At 63.1% G+C, this 23863-nt stretch carries 20 protein-coding genes and 1 tRNA gene; 14 read left to right on the top strand and 7 right to left on the bottom strand.

Features of this window, described 5'->3' with window-relative positions; translation table 11 throughout:
• Positions 1-182 precede the first annotated feature (182 nt).
• Entirely contained in the window at positions 183-1316 is a 1134-nt protein-coding gene (locus NKH22_RS14580; RefSeq protein WP_023687165.1) for a site-specific DNA-methyltransferase, read from the top strand.
• A 48-nt stretch (positions 1317-1364) separates the two neighbouring features.
• On the opposite strand, the gene NKH22_RS14575 is transcribed toward NKH22_RS14580, so the two are convergent.
• Positions 1365-1976: an HAD family hydrolase gene (locus tag NKH22_RS14575; RefSeq protein WP_023692058.1), complete on the bottom strand. Its 612-nt coding sequence runs from the start codon at positions 1974-1976 to the stop codon at positions 1365-1367.
• Between the two features lie 22 nt (positions 1977-1998).
• Positions 1999-3120 (bottom strand): A/G-specific adenine glycosylase, encoded by a 1122-nt coding sequence (gene mutY / locus NKH22_RS14570; RefSeq protein WP_023692057.1) that lies wholly within the window; start codon positions 3118-3120, stop codon positions 1999-2001.
• Positions 3121-3170: 50 nt separating this feature from the next.
• Here mutY and NKH22_RS14565 point away from each other — a divergent pair, with 50 nt between their 5' ends.
• The 4 genes from NKH22_RS14565 to NKH22_RS14550 all read left to right on the top strand — a co-directional run bounded on the left by NKH22_RS14565 (position 3171) and on the right by NKH22_RS14550 (position 9640).
• Entirely contained in the window at positions 3171-3677 is a 507-nt protein-coding gene (locus tag NKH22_RS14565) for a DUF721 domain-containing protein (protein ID WP_023687168.1), read from the top strand.
• A gap of 167 nt (positions 3678-3844) precedes the next feature.
• Positions 3845-4573 (top strand): DsbA family protein, encoded by a 729-nt coding sequence (locus tag NKH22_RS14560; RefSeq protein ID WP_023692056.1) that lies wholly within the window; start codon positions 3845-3847, stop codon positions 4571-4573.
• Positions 4574-4642: 69 nt separating this feature from the next.
• On the top strand, positions 4643-8101 hold the full coding sequence (gene smc / locus NKH22_RS14555; RefSeq protein WP_352909943.1) for a chromosome segregation protein SMC: 3459 nt from the start codon (positions 4643-4645) through the stop codon (positions 8099-8101).
• Positions 8102-9331: 1230 nt separating this feature from the next.
• Entirely contained in the window at positions 9332-9640 is a 309-nt protein-coding gene (locus NKH22_RS14550) for a hypothetical protein (protein WP_352909940.1), read from the top strand.
• Positions 9641-9757: 117 nt separating this feature from the next.
• Here the strand turns inward: NKH22_RS14550 and NKH22_RS14545 are convergent.
• Both NKH22_RS14545 and NKH22_RS14540 read right to left on the bottom strand, forming a co-directional pair.
• Positions 9758-9832: transfer RNA gene (locus tag NKH22_RS14545), tRNA-Gln, on the bottom strand.
• Positions 9833-9942: 110 nt separating this feature from the next.
• On the bottom strand, positions 9943-10287 hold the full coding sequence (locus tag NKH22_RS14540) for a VOC family protein (RefSeq protein WP_023670692.1): 345 nt from the start codon (positions 10285-10287) through the stop codon (positions 9943-9945).
• A 215-nt stretch (positions 10288-10502) separates the two neighbouring features.
• On the opposite strand from NKH22_RS14540, the gene ppdK reads away from it, so the two are divergent.
• The 3 genes from ppdK to NKH22_RS14525 all read left to right on the top strand — a co-directional run bounded on the left by ppdK (position 10503) and on the right by NKH22_RS14525 (position 15343).
• Positions 10503-13208 (top strand): pyruvate, phosphate dikinase, encoded by a 2706-nt coding sequence (gene ppdK / locus NKH22_RS14535; RefSeq protein WP_023670693.1) that lies wholly within the window; start codon positions 10503-10505, stop codon positions 13206-13208.
• 174 nt (positions 13209-13382) lie between these two features.
• Positions 13383-14483 carry a glycosyltransferase family 9 protein gene (locus NKH22_RS14530; protein ID WP_023670694.1) on the top strand — a complete coding sequence of 367 codons (1101 nt, stop codon included), beginning with the start codon at positions 13383-13385 and terminating at the stop codon, positions 14481-14483.
• An 89-nt stretch (positions 14484-14572) separates the two neighbouring features.
• Positions 14573-15343 (top strand): polysaccharide deacetylase family protein, encoded by a 771-nt coding sequence (locus NKH22_RS14525; RefSeq protein WP_050485822.1) that lies wholly within the window; start codon positions 14573-14575, stop codon positions 15341-15343.
• A gap of 165 nt (positions 15344-15508) precedes the next feature.
• Here NKH22_RS14525 and NKH22_RS14520 read toward each other — a convergent pair whose 3' ends face one another.
• Together NKH22_RS14520 and NKH22_RS14515 are read right to left on the bottom strand one after the other, a co-directional pair.
• The gene (locus NKH22_RS14520) at positions 15509-15898 is read right to left on the bottom strand and encodes a DUF427 domain-containing protein (RefSeq protein ID WP_023670696.1); all 390 of its coding nucleotides are present in this window, start codon (positions 15896-15898) and stop codon (positions 15509-15511) included.
• A gap of 159 nt (positions 15899-16057) precedes the next feature.
• Positions 16058-16417: a hypothetical protein gene (locus tag NKH22_RS14515; protein ID WP_023670697.1), complete on the bottom strand. Its 360-nt coding sequence runs from the start codon at positions 16415-16417 to the stop codon at positions 16058-16060.
• Between the two features lie 342 nt (positions 16418-16759).
• Here NKH22_RS14515 and NKH22_RS14510 point away from each other — a divergent pair, with 342 nt between their 5' ends.
• Entirely contained in the window at positions 16760-18388 is a 1629-nt protein-coding gene (locus tag NKH22_RS14510) for a fatty-acid--CoA ligase (protein WP_352909936.1), read from the top strand.
• A 122-nt stretch (positions 18389-18510) separates the two neighbouring features.
• Positions 18511-19293, top strand: a complete 783-nt coding sequence (locus NKH22_RS14505; RefSeq protein WP_352909933.1) for a DUF1499 domain-containing protein — start codon at positions 18511-18513, stop codon at positions 19291-19293.
• 4 nt (positions 19294-19297) lie between these two features.
• Here the strand turns inward: NKH22_RS14505 and NKH22_RS14500 are convergent, their stop codons facing one another.
• Positions 19298-20206 (bottom strand): MBL fold metallo-hydrolase, encoded by a 909-nt coding sequence (locus tag NKH22_RS14500; protein ID WP_023692735.1) that lies wholly within the window; start codon positions 20204-20206, stop codon positions 19298-19300.
• A 117-nt stretch (positions 20207-20323) separates the two neighbouring features.
• Here NKH22_RS14500 and NKH22_RS14495 point away from each other — a divergent pair, with 117 nt between their 5' ends.
• The 4 genes from NKH22_RS14495 (at position 20324) to rfbB (ending at position 23775) form a co-directional block, all read left to right on the top strand.
• Positions 20324-20917: a biotin transporter BioY gene (locus NKH22_RS14495; RefSeq protein WP_023692736.1), complete on the top strand. Its 594-nt coding sequence runs from the start codon at positions 20324-20326 to the stop codon at positions 20915-20917.
• A gap of 270 nt (positions 20918-21187) precedes the next feature.
• The gene (gene rfbA, locus NKH22_RS14490; RefSeq protein WP_023692737.1) at positions 21188-22069 is read left to right on the top strand and encodes a glucose-1-phosphate thymidylyltransferase RfbA; all 882 of its coding nucleotides are present in this window, start codon (positions 21188-21190) and stop codon (positions 22067-22069) included.
• Position 22070: 1 nt separating this feature from the next.
• Positions 22071-22625, top strand: coding sequence for a dTDP-4-dehydrorhamnose 3,5-epimerase (gene rfbC, locus NKH22_RS14485; protein ID WP_023692738.1), 555 nt, complete (start codon positions 22071-22073; stop codon positions 22623-22625).
• Positions 22626-22650: 25 nt separating this feature from the next.
• Positions 22651-23775, top strand: a complete 1125-nt coding sequence (gene rfbB / locus NKH22_RS14480; protein WP_352909929.1) for a dTDP-glucose 4,6-dehydratase — start codon at positions 22651-22653, stop codon at positions 23773-23775.
• Positions 23776-23863: the final 88 nt, after the last annotated feature.

The following is a 23863-nucleotide window of genomic DNA, read 5'->3' as shown; positions in this document are numbered from 1 at the left end:
CCGAACGAGGGAGGGTGATGGAGGCCCGGCAAGGCTCAAGCGGCGCGACATACACCAACGGGCCGGGCTGCGCAAATTGACGACGTCAGGGCTGCCTGGACCGTTGCGTCCTTCACCGAATATTTACGCTGATCGGTAACCATAACGGGGAGTAAACAGTAACGCGTGCCTTGGGTGTAAAAATGTCTGCCGTGCGTCTTCTCGCCGACCTCTCCCACGCCCCCCAGCAATCCGAGTGGCTGGACACGATCCTCAAGGGCGATTGTGTCGCCGCGCTCGACCGGCTGCCGGAAAAATCCATCGACGTCATCTTCGCCGATCCGCCTTACAATCTGCAGCTCGACGGCGATTTGCACCGGCCCGACCAGTCCAAGGTTGACGCCGTCGACGATGATTGGGACCAGTTCGAGAGTTTCGAGGCCTATGACGCCTTCACCCGCGCCTGGCTCCTGGCGGCACGCCGCGTGCTGAAGCCCAATGGCACCATCTGGGTCATCGGCTCCTACCACAACATCTTCCGCGTCGGCGCCAAGATGCAGGATCTCGGCTTCTGGATCCTCAACGATGTCGTCTGGCGCAAGACCAACCCAATGCCGAACTTCCGCGGCCGCCGCTTCCAGAACGCGCATGAGACCATGATCTGGGCCTCGCGCGACCAGAAGGGCAAGGGCTATACCTTCAATTACGAAGCCATGAAGGCATCGAACGACGACATCCAGATGCGCTCCGACTGGCTGTTCCCGATCTGCACTGGCGGCGAGCGGCTGAAGAACGACAATGGCGACAAGCTGCATCCGACGCAGAAGCCGGAAGCGCTGCTCGCCCGCATCATGATGGCCTCAACCAAGCCGGGCGACATCGTGCTCGACCCGTTTTTCGGCTCCGGCACCACCGGCGCCGTGGCCAAGCGGCTTGGCCGTCACTTCGTCGGCATCGAGCGCGAACAGGCCTATATCGACGCCGCCAACGAGCGCATCGATGCGGTGCGGCCGCTGGAAAGCGCCGATCTCGCCGTGCTCACCGGCAAGCGCGCCGAGCCGCGCGTCGCCTTTGTCAGCCTCATCGATACCGGGCTTATGCAGCCCGGCGCTACGCTTTACGATGCCAAGAAGCGCTGGTCGGCCAAGGTACGCGCCGACGGCACGGTGGCGATCGGCGACAGCGCCGGCTCGATCCACAAGATCGGCGCCGAAGTGCAGGGCCTGGACGCCTGCAACGGCTGGACCTTCTGGCACTATGAGCGCTCGGGCGGCCTGACCCCGATCGACGAACTGCGCCGCATCGCCAGGCTCGGCATGGAGCGGGCAGGGGCTTGATCTCAGGGTGTAAAGTCGTAGAGCGCTACCTTCCGGCCTCTGCGCGGCTCATACCGCGATGCCATACCGCTCAAGGTCCGCCTTGAGCGTTTTTGCATCTGTGAACAGCACAGCATTCCAGCCGGCCACCCTGGCGCCATCGATATTTCTGGGGCTGTCGTCGATGAACAGCGTGGCTGACGGTTCGAGACCGAACGCGGCGACGTGATGGTCGTAGATGGCGCGGTCGGGCTTGATCTCACGGATATCGGCCGACACGGTCACGCCGCGCGGGCGGCTAAGGAAATCGAAGCGCAGTCGTGCCTCGGCAAGTGTGTCGGCGGCGAAGTTCGTCAGCATGGTCACGTCGTGGCCGCTCTCGATCAGGCCGAGCATGATGGCGACGCTGTCCTCATAGGCATGCGGCACCATGTCGTTCCAATAGCGTCGGAAATTGCGAATGTTTTCAGCGTGATCCGGGTAATCCGCGATCAGCAGCGCTTCCGCCTCTTCCCACGTCCGGCCACGGTCCTGCTCGATGTTCCAGTCATGCGTGCAGACATTGTCGAAGAACCACTTGCGCTCTTCGGCATCGGGAATGAGGCGGCTGAACGGAATGTTCGGATCGTAGTGGAGCAAGACGCGGCCGATGTCGAACACGATATGGCGGATTTCAGTCATTTCTGGCCTTTCAAAGCGAATGCTAGTCAATCGGGCGGTGTTTTTTGGTTGCGCCCGGTATCGCTGCTTCGATGACCTTTTTCATGACCGTCGGCAGCGCTTCTCCGGAAATGTCATGGGCCAGCGACCAGAAATGCCCTTCCGGCGCATCACTTTTCACTTGAGCGTGAAAGACTTCGAGCTCGAGCGCGAAATGGGTGAAGACATGCGCGATCTCTCCAGCGCGCCGCCAGTCGGCAGGGAAGGGCGCTGCCTCCGAAGTGGTTGCACCGTCGATCCGCGCTGTCCAACCTGTGGTCGGCACCTCGGTCATGCCGCCGAGCAGGCCCTTGTCAGGCCGCTTGCGCAACAGGATGGCGCCGTCGCCGCGCTCGGCGACGAAGGCGGCACCCCGCCTGAGTGGTTTGTCGACCTTGGGCAGGCGGACCGGAAAGCGCTCGGGGTCGCCGGACAGGATGGCGCTGCAATCCTCGCGCACCGGGCACAGCATGCAGCGCGGCCGTCTTGGCGTGCAGATCGTGGCGCCAAGGTCCATCATTGCCTGGGCGAAGTCGCCCGGCCTTGTCTGCGGAACCAGTCTTTCGACGAGCGCGCGGATTTCAGGCTTTGCCTCGCTGAGCGGCGTTGCGATCGAATAGAGCCGCGAGATGACACGTTCGACATTGCCGTCGACGACCGCCGCCGGACGGTCGAAGGCGATCGCCGCGATCGCCGCCGCCGTATAGGCGCCGATCCCCGGCAATTCCCTCAATCCCGTTTCGTTGTCGGGAAAACGGCCGCCCTGGCTCGCAACCAGATCGGCGCAGGCCTTGAGGTTGCGCGCCCGTGAATAATAGCCGAGCCCGGCCCAGGCCTTCATCACATCCTCGGCCGGCGCAGCCGCCAGCGCCTTCACATCAGGCCATTTCTCGACAAAGGCGCGAAAATAGGATTTTACCGCTTCGACCGTGGTCTGCTGCAGCATCACTTCCGAAAGCCAGATGCGATAGGGGTCCGGCCGTGCACCGCCGGCCGCGGCGTGCGGCGTGATCCGCCACGGCAGTTCGCGATGGTGCGCGTCGTACCAGGCAAGCAGACGCGCGGCGATCTCTCCCGATAGAGTTGGTCCGGATGCGGCCTTGCGGGTCTGTTCGTGCAGTGCCATTGATCGCGGGCTGGCTCTAGGCTGGTGAGGAGCGTGGCTGGAGAACGTACATGGCAGGGAGAACGCCTTACGGCAATCCCGTTCCGGTGAGCGATCTCGCGACCGCGATCCTCGACCCCGTGCTGCGCAAGCGGGCCGGCATTTCGATCGGGCTGGTGCAGTCATGGGAAGAGATCGCCGGCCCCAGGCTCGCCGGCCATTCGCGCCCCGAAAAAATCCAGTGGCCGCGCCGCATGCATGAGGACGATCCGTTCGAGCCGGCGGTGCTGGTCATCGCCTGCGAGGGCATGGCCGCGCTGCACCTACAGCACGAGACCGGCGAGATCATCAACCGCGTCAATGCCTTTCTCGGCTTCAACGCGATCGGCAGGATCCGGATCGTGCAAAAGCCGGTGCTGAGGGACAAAGCCCGGCCGAAACCGACGCCGAGAGCACTGACTTCCGTCGAAAAGGCCAAATTGTCCGATACCGTCGGCAAGATCGAGGATGAAGGCTTGCGCGCCTCGCTGGAGCGTCTTGGCGCCACAATTCTTGGCCAAAGGAAGCGGCCAAGGTAATCAACCGGTAATCAGTCGGTCATGAACGCGTCATCTATCTCGCGCATTCGTGATCCTGCATGTAGAGTTTGGCGATTGGAATGGGGACGGCGATGCCTTAATTCCCGCCAACTCTCGCCTTTTCTAGCCTTTGCGTTGCAAAATCAAACCACAGTCAGGTGATTCGCATGAACCGTAGCTTGTCCCGCAGAAACCTCCTGTCTTCGCTGGCCGTCATTCCGGCAGTGGCTATGCTCGCCGCATGCAGCGATTCAGGCGAGGATGCCAAAGCAGCGGATGTGAAGCCTGCGGCTCCCGCGCCTGCTTCGACGCCTGCCACTCCGGCCGCCGTCAAGGTCCCGGAGTCTTCCGGCAATGTCGACATGGCCGAACTGCTGAAGCCCGGCGCTTTGCCCGACAAGCAGCTCGGCAAGGATGACGCCAAGGTCACCATCGTCGAATATGCCTCGATGACCTGCCCGCATTGTGCGCATTTCGCCGCGACCACCTTCCCTGAGTTGAAGACCAAATACATCGACACCGGCAAGGCGCGTTACATCCTGCGCGAATTCCCGTTCGATCCGAGCGCCGAGGCCGGTTTCATGCTGGCGCGGTGTTCGAAGGACAATTATTTCCCGATGGTCGACGTGCTGTTCAAGCAGCAGGCCAACTGGGTCGGCGTCAACAATACCAAGGATGCGCTGCTGCAGATCTCCAAGCTCGCCGGTTTTACACAGGAGTCCTTCGAGGCCTGCTTGACGGACCAGAAACTTCTGGACGATGTGAGATCGGTCCAGAAGCGCGGCGCCGATGAATTCAAGGTCGACTCGACGCCGACCTTCTTCATCAACGGGAAAACCTACAAAGGTGCGATGTCGATTGAGGAAATATCGGCCATCATCGACCCTCTGCTCTGACGTCCAGGCGGCGCCGGAGCGACTGCGCTTCGGCGTCAGCGCACCTTTGTGCCTTCCAGGCAGGCGCGAATGAAGTTTTCGCGCCTTCGCCTCCTCGGCTTCAAGTCCTTCGTCGAACCCGGCGAGTTCGTCATCGAACGCGGCCTGACCGGCATTGTCGGGCCGAATGGCTGCGGCAAGTCGAACCTTGTCGAGGCGATGCGCTGGGTGATGGGCGAAAGCTCATACAAGAACATGCGCGCGTCCGGCATGGACGACGTGATCTTTTCCGGCTCGGGAACGCGCCCGGCCCGCAACACCGCCGAAGTCACGCTGTTCCTCGACAATAGCGACCGGACCGCGCCCGCCGCCTTCAACGACGCCGATGAATTGCAAGTGTCGCGCCGAATCGAGCGCGAAGCCGGCTCGCTCTACCGCATCAACGGCAAGGAAGCCCGCGCCAAGGACGTGCAGCTTCTGTTCGCCGACCAGTCGACCGGCGCGCGCTCGCCATCCATGGTCGGACAGGGCCGCATCGGCGAACTGATCCAGGCCAAGCCGCAGGCGCGCCGCGCGCTGCTCGAAGAAGCCGCCGGCATTTCCGGCCTGCACACGCGCCGTCACGAGGCCGAGCTTCGGCTGAAGGCGGCCGAACAGAATCTGGAACGGCTGGACGATGTCGTCGGCGAACTGGAGAGCCAGATCGAAAGCCTTAAGCGCCAGGCGCGCCAGGCATCGCGCTTCAAGAACCTGTCGGCCGATATCCGCAAGGCGGAAGCCACGCTCTTGCATCTGCGCTGGACGCTGGCCAAGACCCAGGAGGGCGATGCGCGGTCGGCGCTGGCGGTTGCCACAGCTCTGGTCGGCGACCGCGCCGCCGCCCAGATGGCTGCCGCCCGGGAGCAAGGCATCGGCGCCCACCGGCTGCCGGACCTGCGTGACGCCGAGGCCGCGGCTGCCGCCGCCTTCCAGCGCCTGTCGATCGCCAAGGCGCAGATCGAGGAGGAGGCGGGCCGCATCCGCGCCCGCCAGGCCGAACTCGAGCGCCGGCTGCAGCAGCTCGACGGCGACATCGCGCGCGAAGAGCGCATGGTGCGCGACAATGCGGATATTCTTGAGCGCCTGCGCGAGGAAGAAGCCACGCTCAATTCCGAAAATGCCGGCGCCGCCGAGCGCGAGGCCACGACGCGGGCCGCTTTCGAGCAGGCCGGCGCAACGCTGTCGCAGAGCGAAGCCAAGCTCGCTGCGCTAACCGCCGAACGCGCCGAGGCCGCCGCCGCGCGCAATCAGATCGAACGCACGCTGCGCGAAAACGCCGAACGCCGCGATCGCTTTGCCCGCCATCTGGCCGATGTCGACCGCGAATTGTCCGAGATTATGTCGAAGGTTGCGGGCTTGCCCGATCCCGCCGAGAAGCGCGCTCTGGTCGAGGACGCGCTCGCCCGGTTGGAGGAGGCCGAGGCCGGCGCCATTGCTGCCGAACAGGCGGTCGCCGAGGCGCGCGCCACCGAGAGTGCCGCCCGTCCGCCGCTGCAGGATGCCAGGGCCGAACTCGCCGGCATCGAGACCGAAGCCCGCACGCTGGCCAAGATCCTCAATGCCGCCAGCGGCGATCTTTTCCCGTCGGTGCTGGAGCAACTCAGCGTCGAACGCGGCTATGAGACGGCCCTTGGTGCTGCGCTTGGCGAGGATCTCGACGTGCCGCTCGACCGCAGCGCGCCGGTGCACTGGGGCGAAAGCCAGGTTCAACCAGGCGATGCGGCCTTGCCGGAAGGCCTCAAGAGCCTCGCCAGCGTGGTGCGCGCGCCTTCGCAGCTTGCCCGCCGGTTGGCGCAGATCGGCATCGTCGATGCGGCGGACGGCAAACGCCTGCAGACGCTGCTTGCCCCCGGCCAGCGGCTGGTCAGCCGTGACGGCGCGCTGTGGCGCTGGGACGGGCTGACCGCCAGCGCCGATGCACCGACCGCGGCCGCGCAAAGGCTGGCGCAGAAGAACCGGCTGGCCGAGCTCGATGCCGAGGCGGTGCAGGCGACGCAGATCATGCGCGAGGCAGAGGCTGCCCTTGCCCAGGCCGAACATGCACTCCGCCAGGCGAGTGAGGCCGAACGCAATGCCCGCCAGGCCGGGCGCGATGCCCAGCACGGCCTGGACGCCGCCCGCAGCGCGCTGGCCGAGGCCGAAAAGGCCGGTGGCGAGCTGGCAAGCCGCCGCGCCGCCCTGGACGAGGCGCGCGCACGAATCGTCGACAGCCATGAAGAAACGGCCGCCGCCTTCGCCGAGGCCGAAATGCTGCTGCAGGACGCCCCCGATCTCGGCGACCTGCAATTGCAGCTTGAACAATCCGCCGCCAATGTCGGCAGGGACCGCGCAACCTTGGCCGACGCGCGCGCCGTCCATGAAGGCCTGCGCCGCGAAGCCGAGGCGCGCACGCGCCGGCTCGACGCCATCGGCGCCGAGCGCAGCAACTGGTTGCAGCGGGCCGAAAACGCCTCGCCGCAGATTGCCTCGCTGGGCGAGCGCAGGGCCGAGGCCGAGGCCGAGCGCGAAACGCTGGCCGACGCCCCCGACGAGATCGACGCCAGGCGTCGCGCGCTGCTGTCGCAGCTGACCGAGGCCGAGACCTTGCGCAAGGCGGCCGCCGACCGTTTGCAGGAGGCCGAGAACAAGCAGGCCGAGCTGGACAAGGCCGCCACTGCGGCCATCCAGTCGCTGGCCGATTCCCGCGAAACCCGCGTCCGCGCCGAAGAGCGATTGACCGCCGCCGATGAGCGCCGGCTCGAGGTCGAGGCGCGCATCCAGGAAACGCTGAACACGCCGCCGCATCTGGTCATTCGCCATACTGGCCTGGAAGCCGACAGCCCGATGCCGGAAATGGCCGAGATCGAGCGCCAGCTCGACCGGCTGAAGGTTGAGCGCGAGCGGCTCGGCGCCGTCAATCTGCGCGCCGAGGAAGAGCAGAAGGAATTGTCGGACCGGCTGGAGACCATCGTCTCCGAGCGCGAGGACATCATCGAGGCGATCCGCAAGCTCAGGCAAGCGATCCAGAGCCTGAACCGCGAAGGCCGCGAACGGCTGCTTGCCGCTTTCGAGGTGGTCAACGGCCATTTCCAGCGGCTGTTCTCGCATCTGTTCGGTGGCGGCACGGCCGAACTGCAGCTGATCGAATCCGACGACCCGCTCGAAGCCGGGCTCGAAATCCTGGCACGTCCGCCCGGCAAGAAGCCGCAGACCATGACGCTGCTGTCCGGCGGCGAGCAGGCACTGACGGCGATGTCGCTGATATTTGCCGTGTTCCTGACCAATCCGGCGCCGATCTGCGTGCTCGACGAAGTCGACGCGCCGCTCGACGATCACAATGTCGAGCGCTTCTGCAACCTTATGGACGAAATGGCCGCGACCACCGAGACGCGCTTCGTCATCATCACCCACAACCCGATCACGATGGCGCGCATGAACCGCCTGTTCGGCGTGACCATGGCCGAGCAGGGCGTCAGCCAACTGGTCTCGGTCGATCTGCAGGCCGCCGAGGCGATGCGCGAGGCGAGCTGACGCAGCATGCTTTGTTGATTTCGTCGGCGATGGCCTCGATCCGACTGTTGCAACAGGACCGTCGCCCTTGCGACCTGCTTGCGACGCGCATTCTGTAAGGTTCGAAGAGAAGGAATTTAAGCGCCACCTGAGAGCGAACGCCAAAGCCCACATGCAAAGCGCCGGCCAACGCGAAAGCGATGCCTACAAGGCGCAGATGGCAATAGGCTCCGACAGCAATTCAGCTGCCACGTTTATCGGAAGCCCAGGAAGCTCAGTATCGCAATCACGATAACGACTGCTCCGATGAGCCAGATTATGTTGTTCACCGTATCTCTCCCGAACTAGTTGCTGGGAGTGAACTCGTAAGAGCCTACTAATGTTCCCGCATTTTCTGCGTCGAAACAAAATGGCGGCCATCGCTTCGTCGATTGCCAGACCAAGGTCCGAACAGGGTATGACTGAAGTCCTGACGTCGGAGCCATAGGCCCGAAGGCGGGCAACCTATGCCCTCCCGATACATTGGAACCCGGCTGCCGAGCATGAGTCCCTTCATCGGTGGTCAATCGGGTGCCCGCCATTCCTGAGAGGTTAGCGGGCACCCGATCGTCGTGACACCGCCAAGCGGTGTTCGTTCAATAGAGAGGCTGACAGTGACCTTTGTCCAGAGATCAGTGCGTGACGGCGCAACCCGACCCGCAAACGACAACGACAGTCCTGCGGAAGTTTCTTCCGTTCTTGACCTCATACCATCGGCTGACGACGACAAGGTCGCTGAGCTTGTCAGGCGAACAGAGCGCCTGGCAATCGCAGTGGTTATCGGAATCGCGGTTCTGCTGATCTTGGCGCCGGTGGTTTACCTTGCACTTTCTTACGGGATCTGAGACGGCCCGACCTATGGGATCTGAAATGGCCTGATTGGTCTCGTAAATCTCACAAATTGTGCCGACGGTCTTCCTCGCAAGACGGGTGTTTTCCGTCACAGATCAGGAGATCGAACGCGACGACATAGAAGGGTCCTGTGCAGCGCTCCTTTGTCGAGTGGCGTAACCCTGGTGGTCGGCTTGAAAGAGCGCCTTTACCAGAAGTTGCCAACAGGAGCTGCTGTCGCAACTTCTTCTTTCGATACGCCGTGTTGCACGGGAGCAGCCGTCACTGATCGCGCCCGTGGACCGACGACGCTACTCGGAACCAAAGGGATGGGACGCGGTTATCCCCGCGAAGGGATAATTAGCAGGTGGAGATATTACAATGAAAACAATGATCGTGAGCGCCTTGGCGCTGTTCATTGCCATACCGACGATAGCTCCGGCAGCCGAAGCTGACGTGGTCATCACGACCCACCATCGACATCATCACAGGAGCGTAAAGGTCATCAATGACCAGGGTCAACGCCTTCATCACCGCAGACACGGCACGGTTGCCTTCTACGACCACGGCCGCAGACATCATCGCCGGGATACGGTCATCGTGACCGGCTCGATCGAGCGCAGCCATCATCGCTATTATCGACATCATCGGCATCATCCCGTCGTCATCCAGGACGACAACGATTACTGATCCTCTCCGCACGGCCCCGGGTCTGTCAACGGAGTCGGGGTCGCGTGGGAGTCAGATAGCTCCTGACGGCAGCCATCGATAAGGTCGGTAAATCATTGATTCCAAAGGCATGTGATTTGGCTGGGGCGCCAGGATTCGAACCTGGGAATGTCGGTACCAAAAACCGATGCCTTACCACTTGGCGACGCCCCAGCAAGCGAGCTTTGCCCGTTGCGCGCGGCCTTATAGGACGAGCGGCACGAAAGCTCAATGCCGAGTTGGCCACTGTGCAAAACTGATCCACCGCTTGGCGCGGGGGCGCGCTATTCGCCCCAGACCGCCAACTCGTTGCCAGCGGGATCGGTGAAATGGAACCGCCTGCCGCCCGGGAACGAGAATATCGGCTTGACGATCGTGCCGCCGGCGCTTTCGACAACGTCGAGCGTTGCTTCCAGATCCTGCGAATAGAGCACCGGCAATGGTTTCGCCGGCGCCTCCGCCGCATCGGCCTGGAAGCCGCCATCGAGCCCTTCGCCGAAGGCCGAATAGGTCGGCCCGTAATCGGTGAACGACCACGAGAAGGCGGCGCTGTAGAAAGCCTTGACGCTGTCCAGCGTCGCGCCGGTCGCGGGCAGTTCGAGATAGTCGAGTTTTCCGTTGAGTTTCATCACGCTGCTCCCAACTTGTTCCCTATATGTTCTATATCCTGGGCAGCGATCCGGCAAGTCTTTTCGACGCAGCTTTTGCTTAATCGATTGTAGTCGCCGGGCTTCGCTGCCACACCTTGCCTTTCGCACTGCAGCATAATAACGCTCGGGTCGGAACGCGGGGGAACCGGGTCTTGGCCCCGGTGTTCTATCTTCCGAGGACTTGGAGGGCGAGCATGACCAAATGGGTCTACACCTTCGGCGATGGCGCCGCGGAGGGACGTGCGGGCGACCGCAACCTTCTCGGCGGCAAAGGCGCCAATCTGGCCGAGATGTGCAGTCTTGGCCTGCCCGTGCCGCCGGGCTTCACCCTCACCACCGAAGTCTGCAACGCCTATTACGCCAACGGCAACAGCTATCCGGCCGCGTTGCAGGCCGATGTCGTCAAGGCGCTGGACCATATCGGGCAGCTGACGGGGCGCCGTTTCGGCGATCCGTCGAAGCTGCTTCTGGTCTCGGTCCGCTCCGGGGCCAGGGCCTCGATGCCGGGCATGATGGACACCGTGCTCAATCTCGGCCTCAATGACGAGACGGTCGAGGCGTTGGCAGCCGATTCCGGCGATGCCCGCTTTGCCTATGACAGCTACCGCCGCTTCATTCAGATGTATTCCGATGTCGTCATGGGTCTCGACCACGAAGTGTTCGAGGAAATCCTGGAGGACCAGAAGGCGAGCCTCGGCCACGAGCTCGACACCGAACTGACAGCGCAGGAATGGCAGAGCGTCATCGCCCTTTACAAGGCCAAGGTCGAGGAGGAACTCGACAAGCCGTTTCCGCAGGACCCGCACGAGCAGCTGTGGGGGGCGATCGGCGCGGTGTTTTCCAGCTGGATGAACAACCGCGCCATCACCTACCGGCGCCTACACGACATCCCGGAAAGCTGGGGCACGGCGGTCAATGTCCAGGCCATGGTATTCGGCAACATGGGCGAGACGTCGGCCACCGGCGTCGCCTTCACGCGCAACCCCTCGACCGGCGAAAAGATGCTCTATGGCGAATTCCTGGTGAACGCGCAGGGCGAGGATGTCGTAGCCGGCATCCGCACGCCGCAAAACATCACCGAGGCGGCGCGCATCGCCGCCGGCTCCGACAAGCCGTCGCTGCAGAAACTGATGCCGGACGCGTTCCGGTCCTTCGTCGACATCTCCGACCGCCTGGAACAGCACTACCGCGACATGCAGGATCTCGAATTCACCATCGAGCGCGGCAAATTGTGGATGCTGCAGACGCGTTCCGGCAAGCGCACCGCCAAGGCGGCGCTGAAGATTGCCGTCGAAATGGCGCGCGACAAGCTGATCACGACGGAGGAGGCGGTCGCCCGCATCGATCCCGCCTCGCTCGATCAGCTGTTGCATCCTACCATCGACCCCAAGGCCGCGCGCGATGTCATCGGCGTCGGCCTGCCGGCTTCTCCGGGCGCCGCGACCGGCGAGATCGTCTTCTCGTCCGCCGATGCCGAGGATCTGAAGACGCAAGGTCGCAAGGCAATCCTGGTGCGCATCGAAACCAGCCCCGAAGACATTCACGGCATGCATGCTTCAGAAGGCATCCTGACCACGCGCGGCGGCATGACCAGCCACGCCGCCGTGGTCGCGCGCGGCATGGGCAAGCCTTGCGTTTCGGGCGCCGGCTCGCTGCGTGTCGACTACAAGGCCGGCACGCTGATGTCGATGGGCCAGACCTTCCGCAAGGGCGACATCATCACCATCGATGGTAGCAACGGCCAGGTGCTGAAGGGCGCCGTGTCGATGCTGCAGCCGGAACTGTCGGGCGATTTCGCCGCCATCATGGAATGGGCCGATGCGGTGCGCCGCATGAAGGTGCGCACCAATGCCGAGACGCCGCTCGATGCGCGCATGGCGCGCTCCTTCGGCGCCGAAGGCATCGGCCTCTGCCGCACCGAGCACATGTTCTTCGACGGCGAGCGTATCGTCGCCATGCGCGAGATGATCCTGGCCGATACCGAGAAGGACCGCCGCACCGCGCTTGCCAAGCTGTTGCCGATGCAGCGCTCGGATTTCCTCGAACTGTTCGAGATCATGGCCGGCCTGCCGGTGACGATCCGGCTGCTCGATCCGCCGCTGCACGAATTCCTGCCCAAGACGGAAGCGGAGGTGGCGGAGGTCGCCGCCGCCATGAACGTCTCGCTCGACAAGCTCAGGCAGCGCACCGAAGCCCTGCACGAGTTCAACCCGATGCTCGGCCATCGCGGCTGCCGCCTCGCCGTCTCCTATCCCGAGATTGCCGAGATGCAGGCGCGCGCCATTTTCGAGGCAGCCGTCGAGGCCGGCAAGAAAGCCGGCGCGCTGGTCGTTCCCGAGATCATGGTGCCGCTGGTCGGCCTGGTGAAGGAGCTCGACTACGTCAAGGCGCGCATCGATGCGGTCGCCAAGGCTGTCATGGACGAGACCGGCGTCAAGATCGACTATCTCACCGGCACGATGATCGAGCTTCCGCGCGCGGCGATCCGCGCCCACGTCATCGCTGCTACGGCCGAGTTCTTCTCCTTCGGCACCAACGACCTCACCCAGACCACTTTCGGCATCTCGCGCGACGATGCGGCGTCCTTCCTCGAGACCTATCGGCAGAAAGGCATCATCGAGCAGGACCCGTTCGTCTCGCTCGACATCGAGGGCGTCGGCGAACTGGTGCGCATGGCTGCGCAAAAGGGCAGGGCGACACGGCCCGACATCAAGCTCGGCATATGCGGTGAACATGGCGGCGATCCGGCCTCGATCCGCTTCTGCGAAGAGGTCGGCCTCGACTATGTCTCGTGCTCTCCCTACCGCGTGCCGATCGCGAGATTGGCCGCAGCCCAAGCCGCGGTGCAGATTGCCAAAACAGCAGTGCCGCGCCCCAAAAAGAGCGCCGCGGCATCCTGATTTCGACACAGTCCTTTCGGTATCGATGAAACGGCCACCCGTGGGTGGCCGTTTGGCGCTAAGCTTACGATTTTGTAAGCAAATTCACGCTGATGTGCGCGCCCCAACACGCAATCCCGACATCGTTTCTTCCCAATTTCACGGCCCCCCAACCCGCCCGGTGCCGAGAAAAAGATGTTACAGATTTCGCCCAGACCCTTCCGCTCGATCCTGATTATTCAGACCAAGTTCATCGGCGATATTGTTCTGTCCTCCACGCTCGCCAAGAACCTGCAGCTCGAATATCCCGGTGTCAGGATCGTCTTTCTCTGCGAGGCGCGCCTCGCCAGTTTCGTCACCGCGCACGGCATCGCCGCCGAGGTCGTCAGCTTCCGCCGCGCCGCCATGCGCGGCACCCCGCTGGAGCGTGGGCGCGAGCTCTATTCTATGATCAGCAAGCTGCGCCAATTCCGTTTCGACCTGACCATCGACCTCACCGATTCAAAGACATCGCGGCTCATCGTCAGGTTCCTCAACGCCAGCACCCGCATCGGCTACAATCCTCCGGAAAGGCCGCTGCGCTGGCATGAGCGCCAGCCCGCCAATGTCTTTGCCGAGCCGTTCGGTTTTGGCGAACGTCACTATCTCTACCGCTACCTTTCGCCGCTCGAGCCGCTCGGCGTCGGCCTGCGCGTGCGGGTGCCGTCGATTCGGCCATTGCCGATGGAGACGGCGAGGGCCCAGGCATTGCTGGACAAACACCATTTGCGGCCAAACGGCTTTATCGCGGTGCATGCCGGCGCAAGTTTTCACGGCCGGCGCTGGCAGCATGAACGCTTTGCCGCCGTGATCGACACGATTTCGCGCGAAACCGGACTGGATTTCGTACTCGTCGGCGGCCCTGACGAGCGCAAGCCGGCCGAGCAGATCCTCGCCAGTGCCGCGTCGATCGTCAACCTCGTCGGCGCGCTGTCGCTGGAAACGCTGCTGGCGGTGTTGCAGCAGGCGCGGCTGTTTGTCGGCAATGAGAGCGGCCCCATGCACATGGCAGCAGCGGCCGGAACGCCGGTTGTCGGCCTTTTCGGCCTGACCAGCCCGGCCGTCTGGGGACCGGTCGGCGTGCCCAGCCTCGCCTTGCAGCCATCCATGCCGTGCAATTGCGTGGCGGGCAGCCTGTGCAATCCGCTCGATCCCAGCAAGGCCTGCTGCGTCTGGCGCCTCGAGGTCGAACCGGTCGTCGCGGCCGTGCGCGAAGTCCTGTCACGCACGCATGTGGAACTGGAACACGCCGTCTGACGGTGCGCGGCGGTCACATTGTCGGGATATCAGCTTTCTCACGGCCACTATCCCGATTTCCGCCTTGTTGCGGGTCCTGGGATGCGGCTATGACAGCGCCGATTCTCAGACAAGACAGGCATCCCTTGCAAAAGCTGTTTTGCGCCTTGGCGCTATCTATCGTGGCCGTGTCCTCGGCCCAGGCCGCGCCGCTTGTCGAGCCGGCGCTGCATCTGAAGGCTGAGGACGGTAGCAGTGTCGGCCGCGTCGCGCTTACGCTCGACGCCTGCGGCGGCCAGACCGATACGAGGATCCTGTCGGCGCTGGTGGAGAACCGGATTCCGGCGACGATCTTCGTCACCGGTATCTGGCTGAAGCGCAACGCCGCCGCCGTCGAGATCATGCGCGCGCATCCGGACCTGTTCGAACTGGAAAACCATGGCGGCCATCACATCCCGGCCGTCGACACGCCGCGCAAGATCTATGGCATCCGCAGCGCCGGCAGCCCGGAAGCGGTGCAGGCCGAAGTCGAATCGGGCGCTGCCGCTCTCGCTGGCACCGGCGAGCCGGCGCCGAAATGGTTTCGCGGCGCGACCGCCGAATACAGCCCGTCGGCTATCGCCATGATCCGCAAGCTTGGCTTCAAGGTCGCCGGCTTTTCGATCAACGGCGATGGCGGCTCGTTGCTCGGCGCAAAAGAAACCGCCCGGCGCATCGCCGCCGCCAAGGATGGCGATGTCATCATCGCCCACATCAACCAGCCGACCCACGCCGCCGGCGAGGGCGTCGTGCAAGGTCTGCTCGCGCTGAAGGCCAAGGGGCTGATGTTCGTGCGGCTGGATGACGCCGACGGTGTCGGCAACGACGGGACGACTGATTAGGATCAGGCGGCGGCAGGCAGTTTCACCGCCTTTGGACTGACGTCGCCGACGTTTGAGATTAGCCGAGGCCTCTGAGCTTCGTCATCCCAGGATGAAACAGGAGCGAAGCTCCGTCGCGAAGACCCTGGGATGACGAAGCGAGCAACGGCGGCTTGAGTCGCTTGCTCAGGCCGGTGCTGCTTCGATCGTCACCCTGTCGGGATAGAAGGCGCCGTGGTCGCGAATCTCAGCCATTTCGTCGAACGGCTGCTCATAGCCCCACATTGCGTCCTTGCCGGTCTCGCTGGCCGGCAGCACGCTCCAGTAGCTGGCGTCGCCCTTGTAGGGGCAGTGGGTCGACAGGGTGGTTTTGCCGAGCTGGGTGAAGTCGATGTCTTCGAAGGGGATGTAGAATGCCTGGCGGTAGGGCGGTTCGGACAGAAGCTTCGCCCGCGTCGATGAGGCGATCACCGTATCGCCGGCACGCACGACCACGGTACCGCGATAGGGTTCGACGGTGATGACCTTGCCGGGATTGCTCTGAAAGCCGGGGGCGGGGTTGGCGATCTGGTCCATGCGGGGTTCTCCTTGTTCGATTGGGAGCACAGTCCGATTGAGAGCGTGCGGGATGCTTCCCATGTCTCTAAAATGTGTCTGGAGAACCCGTTGCGCAAGCCTTCGCCAGTAGCCCAGAGCTGGCCTTCCGATCACTAAAAACGATCCCGCGTGGAATGCTCAGGCTGCGGTCTTGAACACGTCCATGAGGCCGGCATAGGCCGCGGCAATACCGGCTACCGGGTTGGTGCTTCTTGACGTCGTCTCGACCTTCAGTGGGCCGCCGCCTGTCGGCAAGGTGAGCAGCAGGAACTGGCGATTGCCGCCATCGCCGATCGATGCGGCGGCGACATGCTGGCCTTCGCCTTCGTTCTGGACGCACATTTTGAACAGCAGCGTGCCGCCGACCGCTTCAAGGGCGCCGCCGACCACCTCGACAAATTCGTCTTCGGAGACCTTTTTGGCCTCCGGCACGAGATCGGCCAGACTTGCGGCAAGCGTGTCTTCAAGCTCTTTGTCGTCGAGTTGAATATCGTCCAACTGCACGTCTTGGGCCTCGCTGTCATCCAGCTGCCTGTCGTCGATCTGCCTGTAATCGATCTGCTTGCCGTCGATCTGCTTGCCGTCGATCTGCTTGCCGTCGATCTGCTTGCCGTCGAGCTGCGTGTCCATGCGAACCTCTTTCAGTCGCCAATCCGCACCCCTACCCCGTTAACGAACCTTAACGTCGACGATGGCCGGATTGTGGCGGTTTTCCCCGCCTTTCGATCACTGCTTGCTTCAGCCGTTAACGGTTGGAGACGTCATGGCTGGACAATCCGTCCGTTCGTCCCACAATGGAACAAAAGACGGGAAAAACGAGGAAGCAATGGGAGGAACCAGATGCTCGGACTGATGCAGGAATGGCCGCTGCTCTGCCACAAGCTGATCGACAATGCCGAGCGGCAGCACGGGACGCGCGAGATCGTCTCACGCTCGATCGAAGGTCCTGTCGTTCGCACCACCTATGCTGAAGTTCATCGCCGCGCGCTCAAGGTCGCTCAACGGTTGGAGCGCGATGGCTTTGTGCTCGGCGACCGCATCGCGACCCTGGCCTGGAACACGGCGCGCCACATAGAGGCCTGGTACGGCATCATGGGCATCGGCGCCATCTACCATACGCTCAACCCGCGTTTGTTCCCCGAGCAGATCGTCTGGATCATGAACAATGCGCAGGATAGAGGGATCTTCGTCGACCTGACCTTCATGCCGCTGCTGGAAAAGATCGCCGGCGCGGTCAAATCGCTGAAAAAGGTGATCGTCCTGACCGACAAGGCGCATCTGCCTGAAACGACGCTGTCGAATGTGGTTGCCTATGAGGACTGGTTGAACGAGGCCGATGGCGACTTCGCCTGGAAGGTTTTCGGCGAAAACACCGCAGCCGGCATGTGCTACACCTCCGGCACGACGGGCGATCCCAAAGGTGTGCTCTACAGCCACCGCTCGAATGTGCTGCATGCCATGATTGCTGCCATGCCCGACGCCATGGGCCTCTCCGCGCGGGACACGATCCTCCCCGTCGTGCCAATGTTTCATGCCAATGCCTGGGGCCTTGGCCAGAGCGCGCCGATGATCGGCGCCAAGCTGGTCATGCCCGGTTGCAAGATGGACGGCGCCTCGATCTACGAGCTGCTCGACACCGAGAAAGTGACCTTCAGCGCCGCCGTGCCGACCGTCTGGATGATGCTGCTGCAGCATCTCGAAGAGACCGGCAAGAAGCTTCCCCATCTCAGCAAAGTCGTCATCGGCGGCTCGTCCTGTCCGCGCGCCATCACCAGGAAATTCCAGGACAATTACGGCGTCGAAGTCATCCATGCCTGGGGCATGACCGAAATGTCGCCGCTCGGCACGCTGTGCACCATGAAGCCGCAATATCAAGCGCTCGAGGGCGAGGCCCGGCTCGATATCCAGGGCAAGCAGGGCTACCCGCCCTTCGGCGTCGAGATGAAGGTGACGGACGATGACGACAAGGAACTGCCCTGGGACGGCAAGACCTTCGGCCGGCTGAAGGTGCGCGGTCCAGCCGTCGCCAGCGCCTATTATGGCGGCGTCGGCGCCGAGCAGTTCGACAAGGACGGCTGGTTCGACACTGGCGATGTCGCCCATATCGATTCCGGCGGCTACATGCAGATCACCGATCGCGCCAAGGACGTGATCAAGTCGGGCGGCGAGTGGATATCGACCATCGACCTGGAAAACCTCGCCGTCGGCCATCCCGATGTCGCCGAGGCCGCGGCGATCGGCGTCCATCATTCGAAATGGGGCGAGCGGCCGTTGCTGGTCGTGGTCGCCAAACCCGGCAAGGAGCCGAGCAAGGCCGATATACTGGCGTTCATGGACGGCAAGGTGGCGAAATGGTGGATGCCCGACGACGTCGCTTTCATTAGTGAAATCCCGCACACCGCCACCGGCAAGATCCAGAAGATCACCTTGCGCAAGCAGTTCAGCGACTACCGCCTGCCGACGGATTGACCGGGACCGTGCGTTTCCTTGACCTTCAAGCTACCGGCGGCAAAAACGTTAGGGCAGGGGATGTTCAATTTGAGCATCCTTTGCTCTAAGCGTCTGTGCGGGTTGGGGCGGTGCTGAAGACAATGGAAATTGACGAGCGGCAGACATCGAAGGCGGCCGGCTGGTCGCGGCGCACGGGCGCTTTTGCCCTGGTCCTGCTGCTGACCGTGCTGGCCGGCCATCATTTCGAACTGGTCGAAACGCCGGCCTTCCTGTGGGTGCTGGCGATCGTCGCCTTGCTTGCCGCGTTCGCTTTGCTGTTTGCCGGCCTCGCTTTGTCCCGGCTGTGGCATTTCGGTGACCGTGGCGGCCGCGACCTCTCGGTCGGCGCCCTGCTGGCGCTGCTGGTGCTGACGCCCTACGGCTTTGCCACCTATTTGGCGGCGACCACGCCGCCCCTGAGGGACATCACGACGGACCTCAACAATCCGCCAGTGCTCGACACTAGCGACCGCACCAAGGACATGAACGTGCTCGCGCTGCCAACGCCGGGCGAAGCGCGCCTGCAGGCCGACGCCTATCCGCTGGTCACCGGGCATAGCTACAATCTGCCTTTCGAAACCGTCGTCGACGCCGTTGAAACCGTGCTCGACCGCCGCGATTGGCAACTTACTGCGCCATATCCGGTGACGGACGGTCAGGACGAGGTGACGATATCGGCCGTTGCCCGGAGCTTCGTGGTCGGCCTGCCCGCCGACGTCGCCATCCGGGTCAGCAATGACGGCGACACGATCGTGGTCGACATGCGCTCAGCCTCCCGCTACGGCCGCTACGACCTCGGCGACAATGCGGCGCGCATCGTCGGGTTCCTCGCCGAACTCGACCAGGAGGTTGCAGGGCAGGTGGGTGCCGCGCCGGCTGAATAGTTCTCTACCCCACCGGCACAAAAACGCCGTCGATGGCCGGGTCACCCTGGGTAGCAACCAGGCCGCGCGCCACCAGGTCTTCGAGATGGGCAAGCACCGACAGGCCGGCGGCGCCATGCAGGCGCGGGTCGGTGTCCCGGTAGATAGCCTTGACCATGTCCGGGATCGTCCGGTCGCTGTCGCGGATCCGCTCGAGGATCGCCCGTTCGCGCATCTTGCGATGGGTCTTGAGGCCGCGCATGAAGCTGCGCGGCGCGGTCACCGGGCCGCCATGGCCGGGCAGCAGCAGGCGATCGCCGCGCGCGATCAGCCTGTCGAGCGAGGCCATGTAGTCGGCCATCGCTCCGTCCGGCGGCGCCACGATCGATGTAGCCCACGCCATCACATGGTCGGCTGAAAACAGGATGCCGGTGCCTTCGAGCGCAAATGCCGCGTGATTGGCGGTGTGGCCCGGCGTCAGCACCGTCCGGATCGTCCAGTCATCGCCCTCGACCAGCGCATTGTCGGGCAACGCGATCTCCGGGACGAAAACCGTGTCGGCGCTGGCGTCGAGCGGGTTGATCTCGCCGATCCGCAGCGGCCTTGCCGGGCGGTGCGGGCCTTCGGCCAGTACAATAGCGCCGGTGTGCGCTTTCAGCCGGGCTGCCAGCGGAGAATGGTCGCGATGCGTGTGGCTGACGAAGATATGGCTGACCGGCCGGTTTGCGATCACCTTGAGCAGCGTCTGGAAATGCGCCTCGTCATCGGGGCCGGGATCGATCACCGCCAGCGTATCGCGCCCGACGATGTAGCTGTTGGTGCCGTGAAAGGTGAACGGGCTGGGGTTTTTGGCGGTGACGCGCAAGACGTCCGGCGCAACGGTGACGCCCTCGCCATAGGCCGGATCGAAGCTGGTGTCGAATTTGAGCGCCATGGCGGTGTCGTTGAATCTCTGTTCAGGAAGACGGCAAAACTGATTGCCGCATAACACGGAAGCCAATATAGAAAAACGCAAGGCCGCGATCTGCGGCAATCCGGATTGGGGAAGACCATGGCACTTGCAACGACGATGCGCCCGCTTGTTTCTCTCGCTTTGCCCCAGGAGGGCGCGCAGCGCCTGGCAACCCAGCTTTTGCTGGCGATCGCCGGAACGCTGCTTTTGACCCTGTCGGCCAAGACGAAAGTCGTGCTCGGGCCGGTCGACATCTCGATGCAGACGCTGGCCGTCCTGCTGATCGCCACCGCATTTGGCCTGCGGCTTGGCGTCGCTACCCTGCTTCTCTACATGGCCGAAGGCGCCATGGGCTTCCCGGTCTTCCAGAGCACGCCTGAAAAGGGCATCGGCATCGCCTACATGATCGGCGGCACCGGCGGTTATCTCGCCGGCTTCATCGTCATGGCAGCCATTGTCGGCTGGGCCGCCGACCGCGGCTGGGACCGCCACCCGATCAAGTTGTTCAACGCCATGCTGGTCGCCGAAGTCGTCATGATGGCCATGGGCTTTGCCTGGCTGGCCACCCTCATCGGCGCGGAAAAGGCGTGGCAGTTCGGCGTTTTGCCGTTCGTCCTCGGCGACCTGATCAAGGTTGCGCTCGCCGCCAGCCTGGTGCCGGCGGTATGGTCGCTGCTGCCCAAGCAGCCCTGAAACCGGACAAATGAATGAGCCGGCGGGTCCAAGGCCCGCCGGCTTTTGTTGTCACGCGTCCGCCAGCCGATGGTGCAAGCCGGTTGCCAAATCGCCACGCCAATTTGCATCGTCAGCTTGTGGCTGGTAGATCAAATTGCCGCGAGACGGCAGATGCAGAGCAATTCTGGCGCCGATCCACGGCCGAGATTGAATTGACAAGCCATTGCGCGAAACCTAAGCACGAGCAACTTGATTTCAGGGCGGGGGCCGGCAATTCAAGGAGAGCTTGTGAAAGGAATAATCCTTGCGGGAGGCAGCGGGACGCGTCTTTATCCCCTAACATTAGCGATCTCTAAGCAAGTCCTGCCGATATACGACAAGCCGATGATTTTTTATCCGCTGAGCGTCTTGATGCTCGCCGGTATCCGCCAGATTTTGATCATTTCGACACCTCGCGACTTGCCGGTGTTTCGGGAGTTGCTGGGCGACGGTTCGGAATTCGGGGTCGAATTCTCCTATGCCGAGCAGGCGCAGCCTAACGGGCTTGCCGAGGCCTTCATCATCGGCCGCGACTTCATCGGCAAGGATAATGTGTCGATGATCCTCGGCGACAACATCTATTTCGGCGAGGGCCTGTCGCAGCTCTGCCGCGCTGCCGCGCAGCGCCAAAGCGGCGCGTCGGTGTTCGCCTACCATGTCGAGGACCCGCAGCGCTACGGCGTGGTGTCGTTCGACAAGCTCAGCGGCACGGCTTTGACGATCGAGGAGAAGCCGCGGGAGCCGAAGTCCAACTGGGCGGTCACCGGCCTCTATTTCTACGATAACGAGGTCGTCGACATCGCTTCGACGATCAAGCCCTCGGCGCGTGGCGAACTCGAGATCACGGCGGTCAACAACATCTACCTCGAGCGTGGGCAGCTGCATGTGCATCAGCTCGGCCGCGGCTATGCCTGGCTCGACACCGGAACGCATGACAGCCTGCATGAAGCCTCTTCCTTCGTGCGCACCATCGAGCACCGCCAGGGCATCAAGGTTGCCTGTCCTGAAGAAATCGCTTTCGAGCAGGGGTGGCTGACCGCCGACAAGGTGCTTGAACGCGCGACCCGCCTGGGCAAGAACGAATACGCCGCCTACCTGCGCCGGCGTGTCATCGAACTGACGGAGAACTAGAATGCTCGAAATCAGGCAGCTCGGTTTGGACGGCGTACTGGAGATCGTCCCGAAGCGGCACGGCGATGCGCGCGGTTATTTCATCGAAACCTGGAATGCCGAGGCCTTTGCCGAGGCCGGCATCGATCTGCGTTTCGTCCAGGACAATCATTCCTATTCGGCTGCCGCAGGTGTCGTGCGGGGGCTTCACTATCAGCTGCCCCCACGCGCGCAGGACAAGTTGCTGCGTGTGATCAGAGGCAAGATCCTCGACGTCGCGGTCGACATCCGCCGCAGCTCGAAAACCTTCGGAAAATGGGTCGCGCTCGAGATATCGGCCGAGAAAGGCAACCAGATCCTGGTGCCGAAGGGTTTCGCGCACGGTTTCGTCACGCTCGTGCCGGACACCGAGGTTCTGTATAAGGTCACCGACACCTATTCGCCGGCGCATGATCGATCGATCCGTTTCGACGATCCTGATATCGGCATCGATTGGCCGTCGCCGGCCGGCGCCTTCGAGCTCTCGGCCAAGGACCTCAAGGCGCCGACGCTTGCCACGGCCGAGGTGTTCGCATGACGCGCGACGATATGAGGAGAGCGTCATGAATTTTCTGGTGACAGGCGGTGCCGGCTTCATCGGCTCGGCGGTGTGCCGGCATTTGTGCGCCAATCCGGCCTACCATGTGACCAATCTCGACAAGCTCACCTATGCCGGCAATCTCGCCTCGTTGCGCATGATCGAGAATGCGCGCAACTACAAATTTGCGCAGGCCGACATCTGTGACGAGCGGGCGGTTCTCGACGTCCTCCACCGCGACGAGATCGACGTCGTCATGAACCTCGCCGCCGAAAGCCATGTCGACCGCTCGATCGACGGACCCGACGCCTTCATCGAGACCAACATCGTCGGCACCTACCGGGTGCTGAATTCTGCGCTCGAATATTGGCGCGGCCTTGGCGAGGACAGGAAAGCCCGCTTCCGCTTCCACCATGTCTCGACCGATGAGGTGTTCGGCGATCTGCCCCTCGACGGCGGCATGTTCGTCGAGGAAACGCCTTACGCGCCGTCCTCGCCCTATTCCGCCTCCAAGGCGGCGTCCGACCATCTGGTGCGGGCCTGGCACGAGACCTACGGCCTGCCGGTCGTGCTCTCCAACTGTTCGAACAATTACGGGCCCTATCACTTTCCCGAAAAGCTGATCCCTCTGGTCATTCTCAATGCGCTCGAAGAAAAATCGCTGCCGGTCTACGGCGCCGGCGCCAATGTGCGCGACTGGCTGTTCGTCGAGGATCATGCGCGCGCCCTGGAACTGGTCGCCACCAAGGGTCAGCCGGGCGAAAGCTACAATGTCGGCGGCAATTCCGAACGCACCAATCTTGGCGTCGTCGAGACGATCTGCGACCTGCTCGACATCAGGCGTCCGCGCGGCGGCGGCAGGAGCTACCGCGATTTGATCAGCTTCGTCACCGATCGCCCTGGCCACGACCGCCGCTATGCCATCGATGCCTCCAAGATCAGCAGGGATCTCGGCTGGGCGCCGGCGGAGAGTTTCGACAGCGGCCTGGCAAGGACGGTCGACTGGTTCCTCGACAACAAATGGTGGTGGGGGCCGATCCGCGAGCAGCGCTATGGCGGCGAGCGGCTGGGCAGGAAAGGGGAACTGTTGGATCGACGAGAGCCAAGTGATCTGCGTCGATCGTCCCCCACATTTGGAAAATTGGGTTGATGAACTGCTGACAGCTTTGGATACAATCTGGTTTGCGGGATGGGTTCATGACCCTTTCGTAAGGCGCAGAATTTCTCTACAAGGCCAC

The sequence above is a fragment of the Mesorhizobium sp. M1252 genome, from assembly GCF_040318265.1.
Taxonomy (GTDB): Bacteria; Pseudomonadota; Alphaproteobacteria; order Rhizobiales; family Rhizobiaceae; genus Mesorhizobium.
The sequence above is the reverse complement of the archived record's forward strand: the minus strand, read 5'-3'. Positions and strand labels throughout refer to the sequence as shown.

Bases quoted from the DNA above. Each gene is read 5' to 3' on its own strand.
- NKH22_RS14580 (WP_023687165.1), top strand. From the start codon at position 183: ATGTCTGCCGTGCGTCTTCTCGCCGACCTCTCCCACGCCCCCCAGCAA.
- NKH22_RS14550 (WP_352909940.1), top strand. From the start codon at position 9,332: ATGAAAACAATGATCGTGAGCGCCTTGGCGCTGTTCATTGCCATACCG.
- rfbB (WP_352909929.1), top strand. From the start codon at position 22,651: ATGAATTTTCTGGTGACAGGCGGTGCCGGCTTCATCGGCTCGGCGGTG.
- NKH22_RS14495 (WP_023692736.1), top strand. From the start codon at position 20,324: ATGGCACTTGCAACGACGATGCGCCCGCTTGTTTCTCTCGCTTTGCCC.
- NKH22_RS14500 (WP_023692735.1), bottom strand. From the start codon at position 20,206: ATGGCGCTCAAATTCGACACCAGCTTCGATCCGGCCTATGGCGAGGGC.
- ppdK (WP_023670693.1), top strand. From the start codon at position 10,503: ATGACCAAATGGGTCTACACCTTCGGCGATGGCGCCGCGGAGGGACGT.
- rfbC (WP_023692738.1), top strand. From the start codon at position 22,071: ATGCTCGAAATCAGGCAGCTCGGTTTGGACGGCGTACTGGAGATCGTC.
- NKH22_RS14560 (WP_023692056.1), top strand. From the start codon at position 3,845: ATGAACCGTAGCTTGTCCCGCAGAAACCTCCTGTCTTCGCTGGCCGTC.
- NKH22_RS14530 (WP_023670694.1), top strand. From the start codon at position 13,383: ATGTTACAGATTTCGCCCAGACCCTTCCGCTCGATCCTGATTATTCAG.
- NKH22_RS14525 (WP_050485822.1), top strand. From the start codon at position 14,573: ATGACAGCGCCGATTCTCAGACAAGACAGGCATCCCTTGCAAAAGCTG.
- NKH22_RS14510 (WP_352909936.1), top strand. From the start codon at position 16,760: ATGCTCGGACTGATGCAGGAATGGCCGCTGCTCTGCCACAAGCTGATC.
- mutY (WP_023692057.1), bottom strand. From the start codon at position 3,120: ATGGCACTGCACGAACAGACCCGCAAGGCCGCATCCGGACCAACTCTA.
- NKH22_RS14575 (WP_023692058.1), bottom strand. From the start codon at position 1,976: ATGACTGAAATCCGCCATATCGTGTTCGACATCGGCCGCGTCTTGCTC.
- NKH22_RS14505 (WP_352909933.1), top strand. From the start codon at position 18,511: ATGGAAATTGACGAGCGGCAGACATCGAAGGCGGCCGGCTGGTCGCGG.
- NKH22_RS14540 (WP_023670692.1), bottom strand. From the start codon at position 10,287: ATGAAACTCAACGGAAAACTCGACTATCTCGAACTGCCCGCGACCGGC.
- NKH22_RS14520 (WP_023670696.1), bottom strand. From the start codon at position 15,898: ATGGACCAGATCGCCAACCCCGCCCCCGGCTTTCAGAGCAATCCCGGC.
- NKH22_RS14565 (WP_023687168.1), top strand. From the start codon at position 3,171: ATGGCAGGGAGAACGCCTTACGGCAATCCCGTTCCGGTGAGCGATCTC.
- smc (WP_352909943.1), top strand. From the start codon at position 4,643: ATGAAGTTTTCGCGCCTTCGCCTCCTCGGCTTCAAGTCCTTCGTCGAA.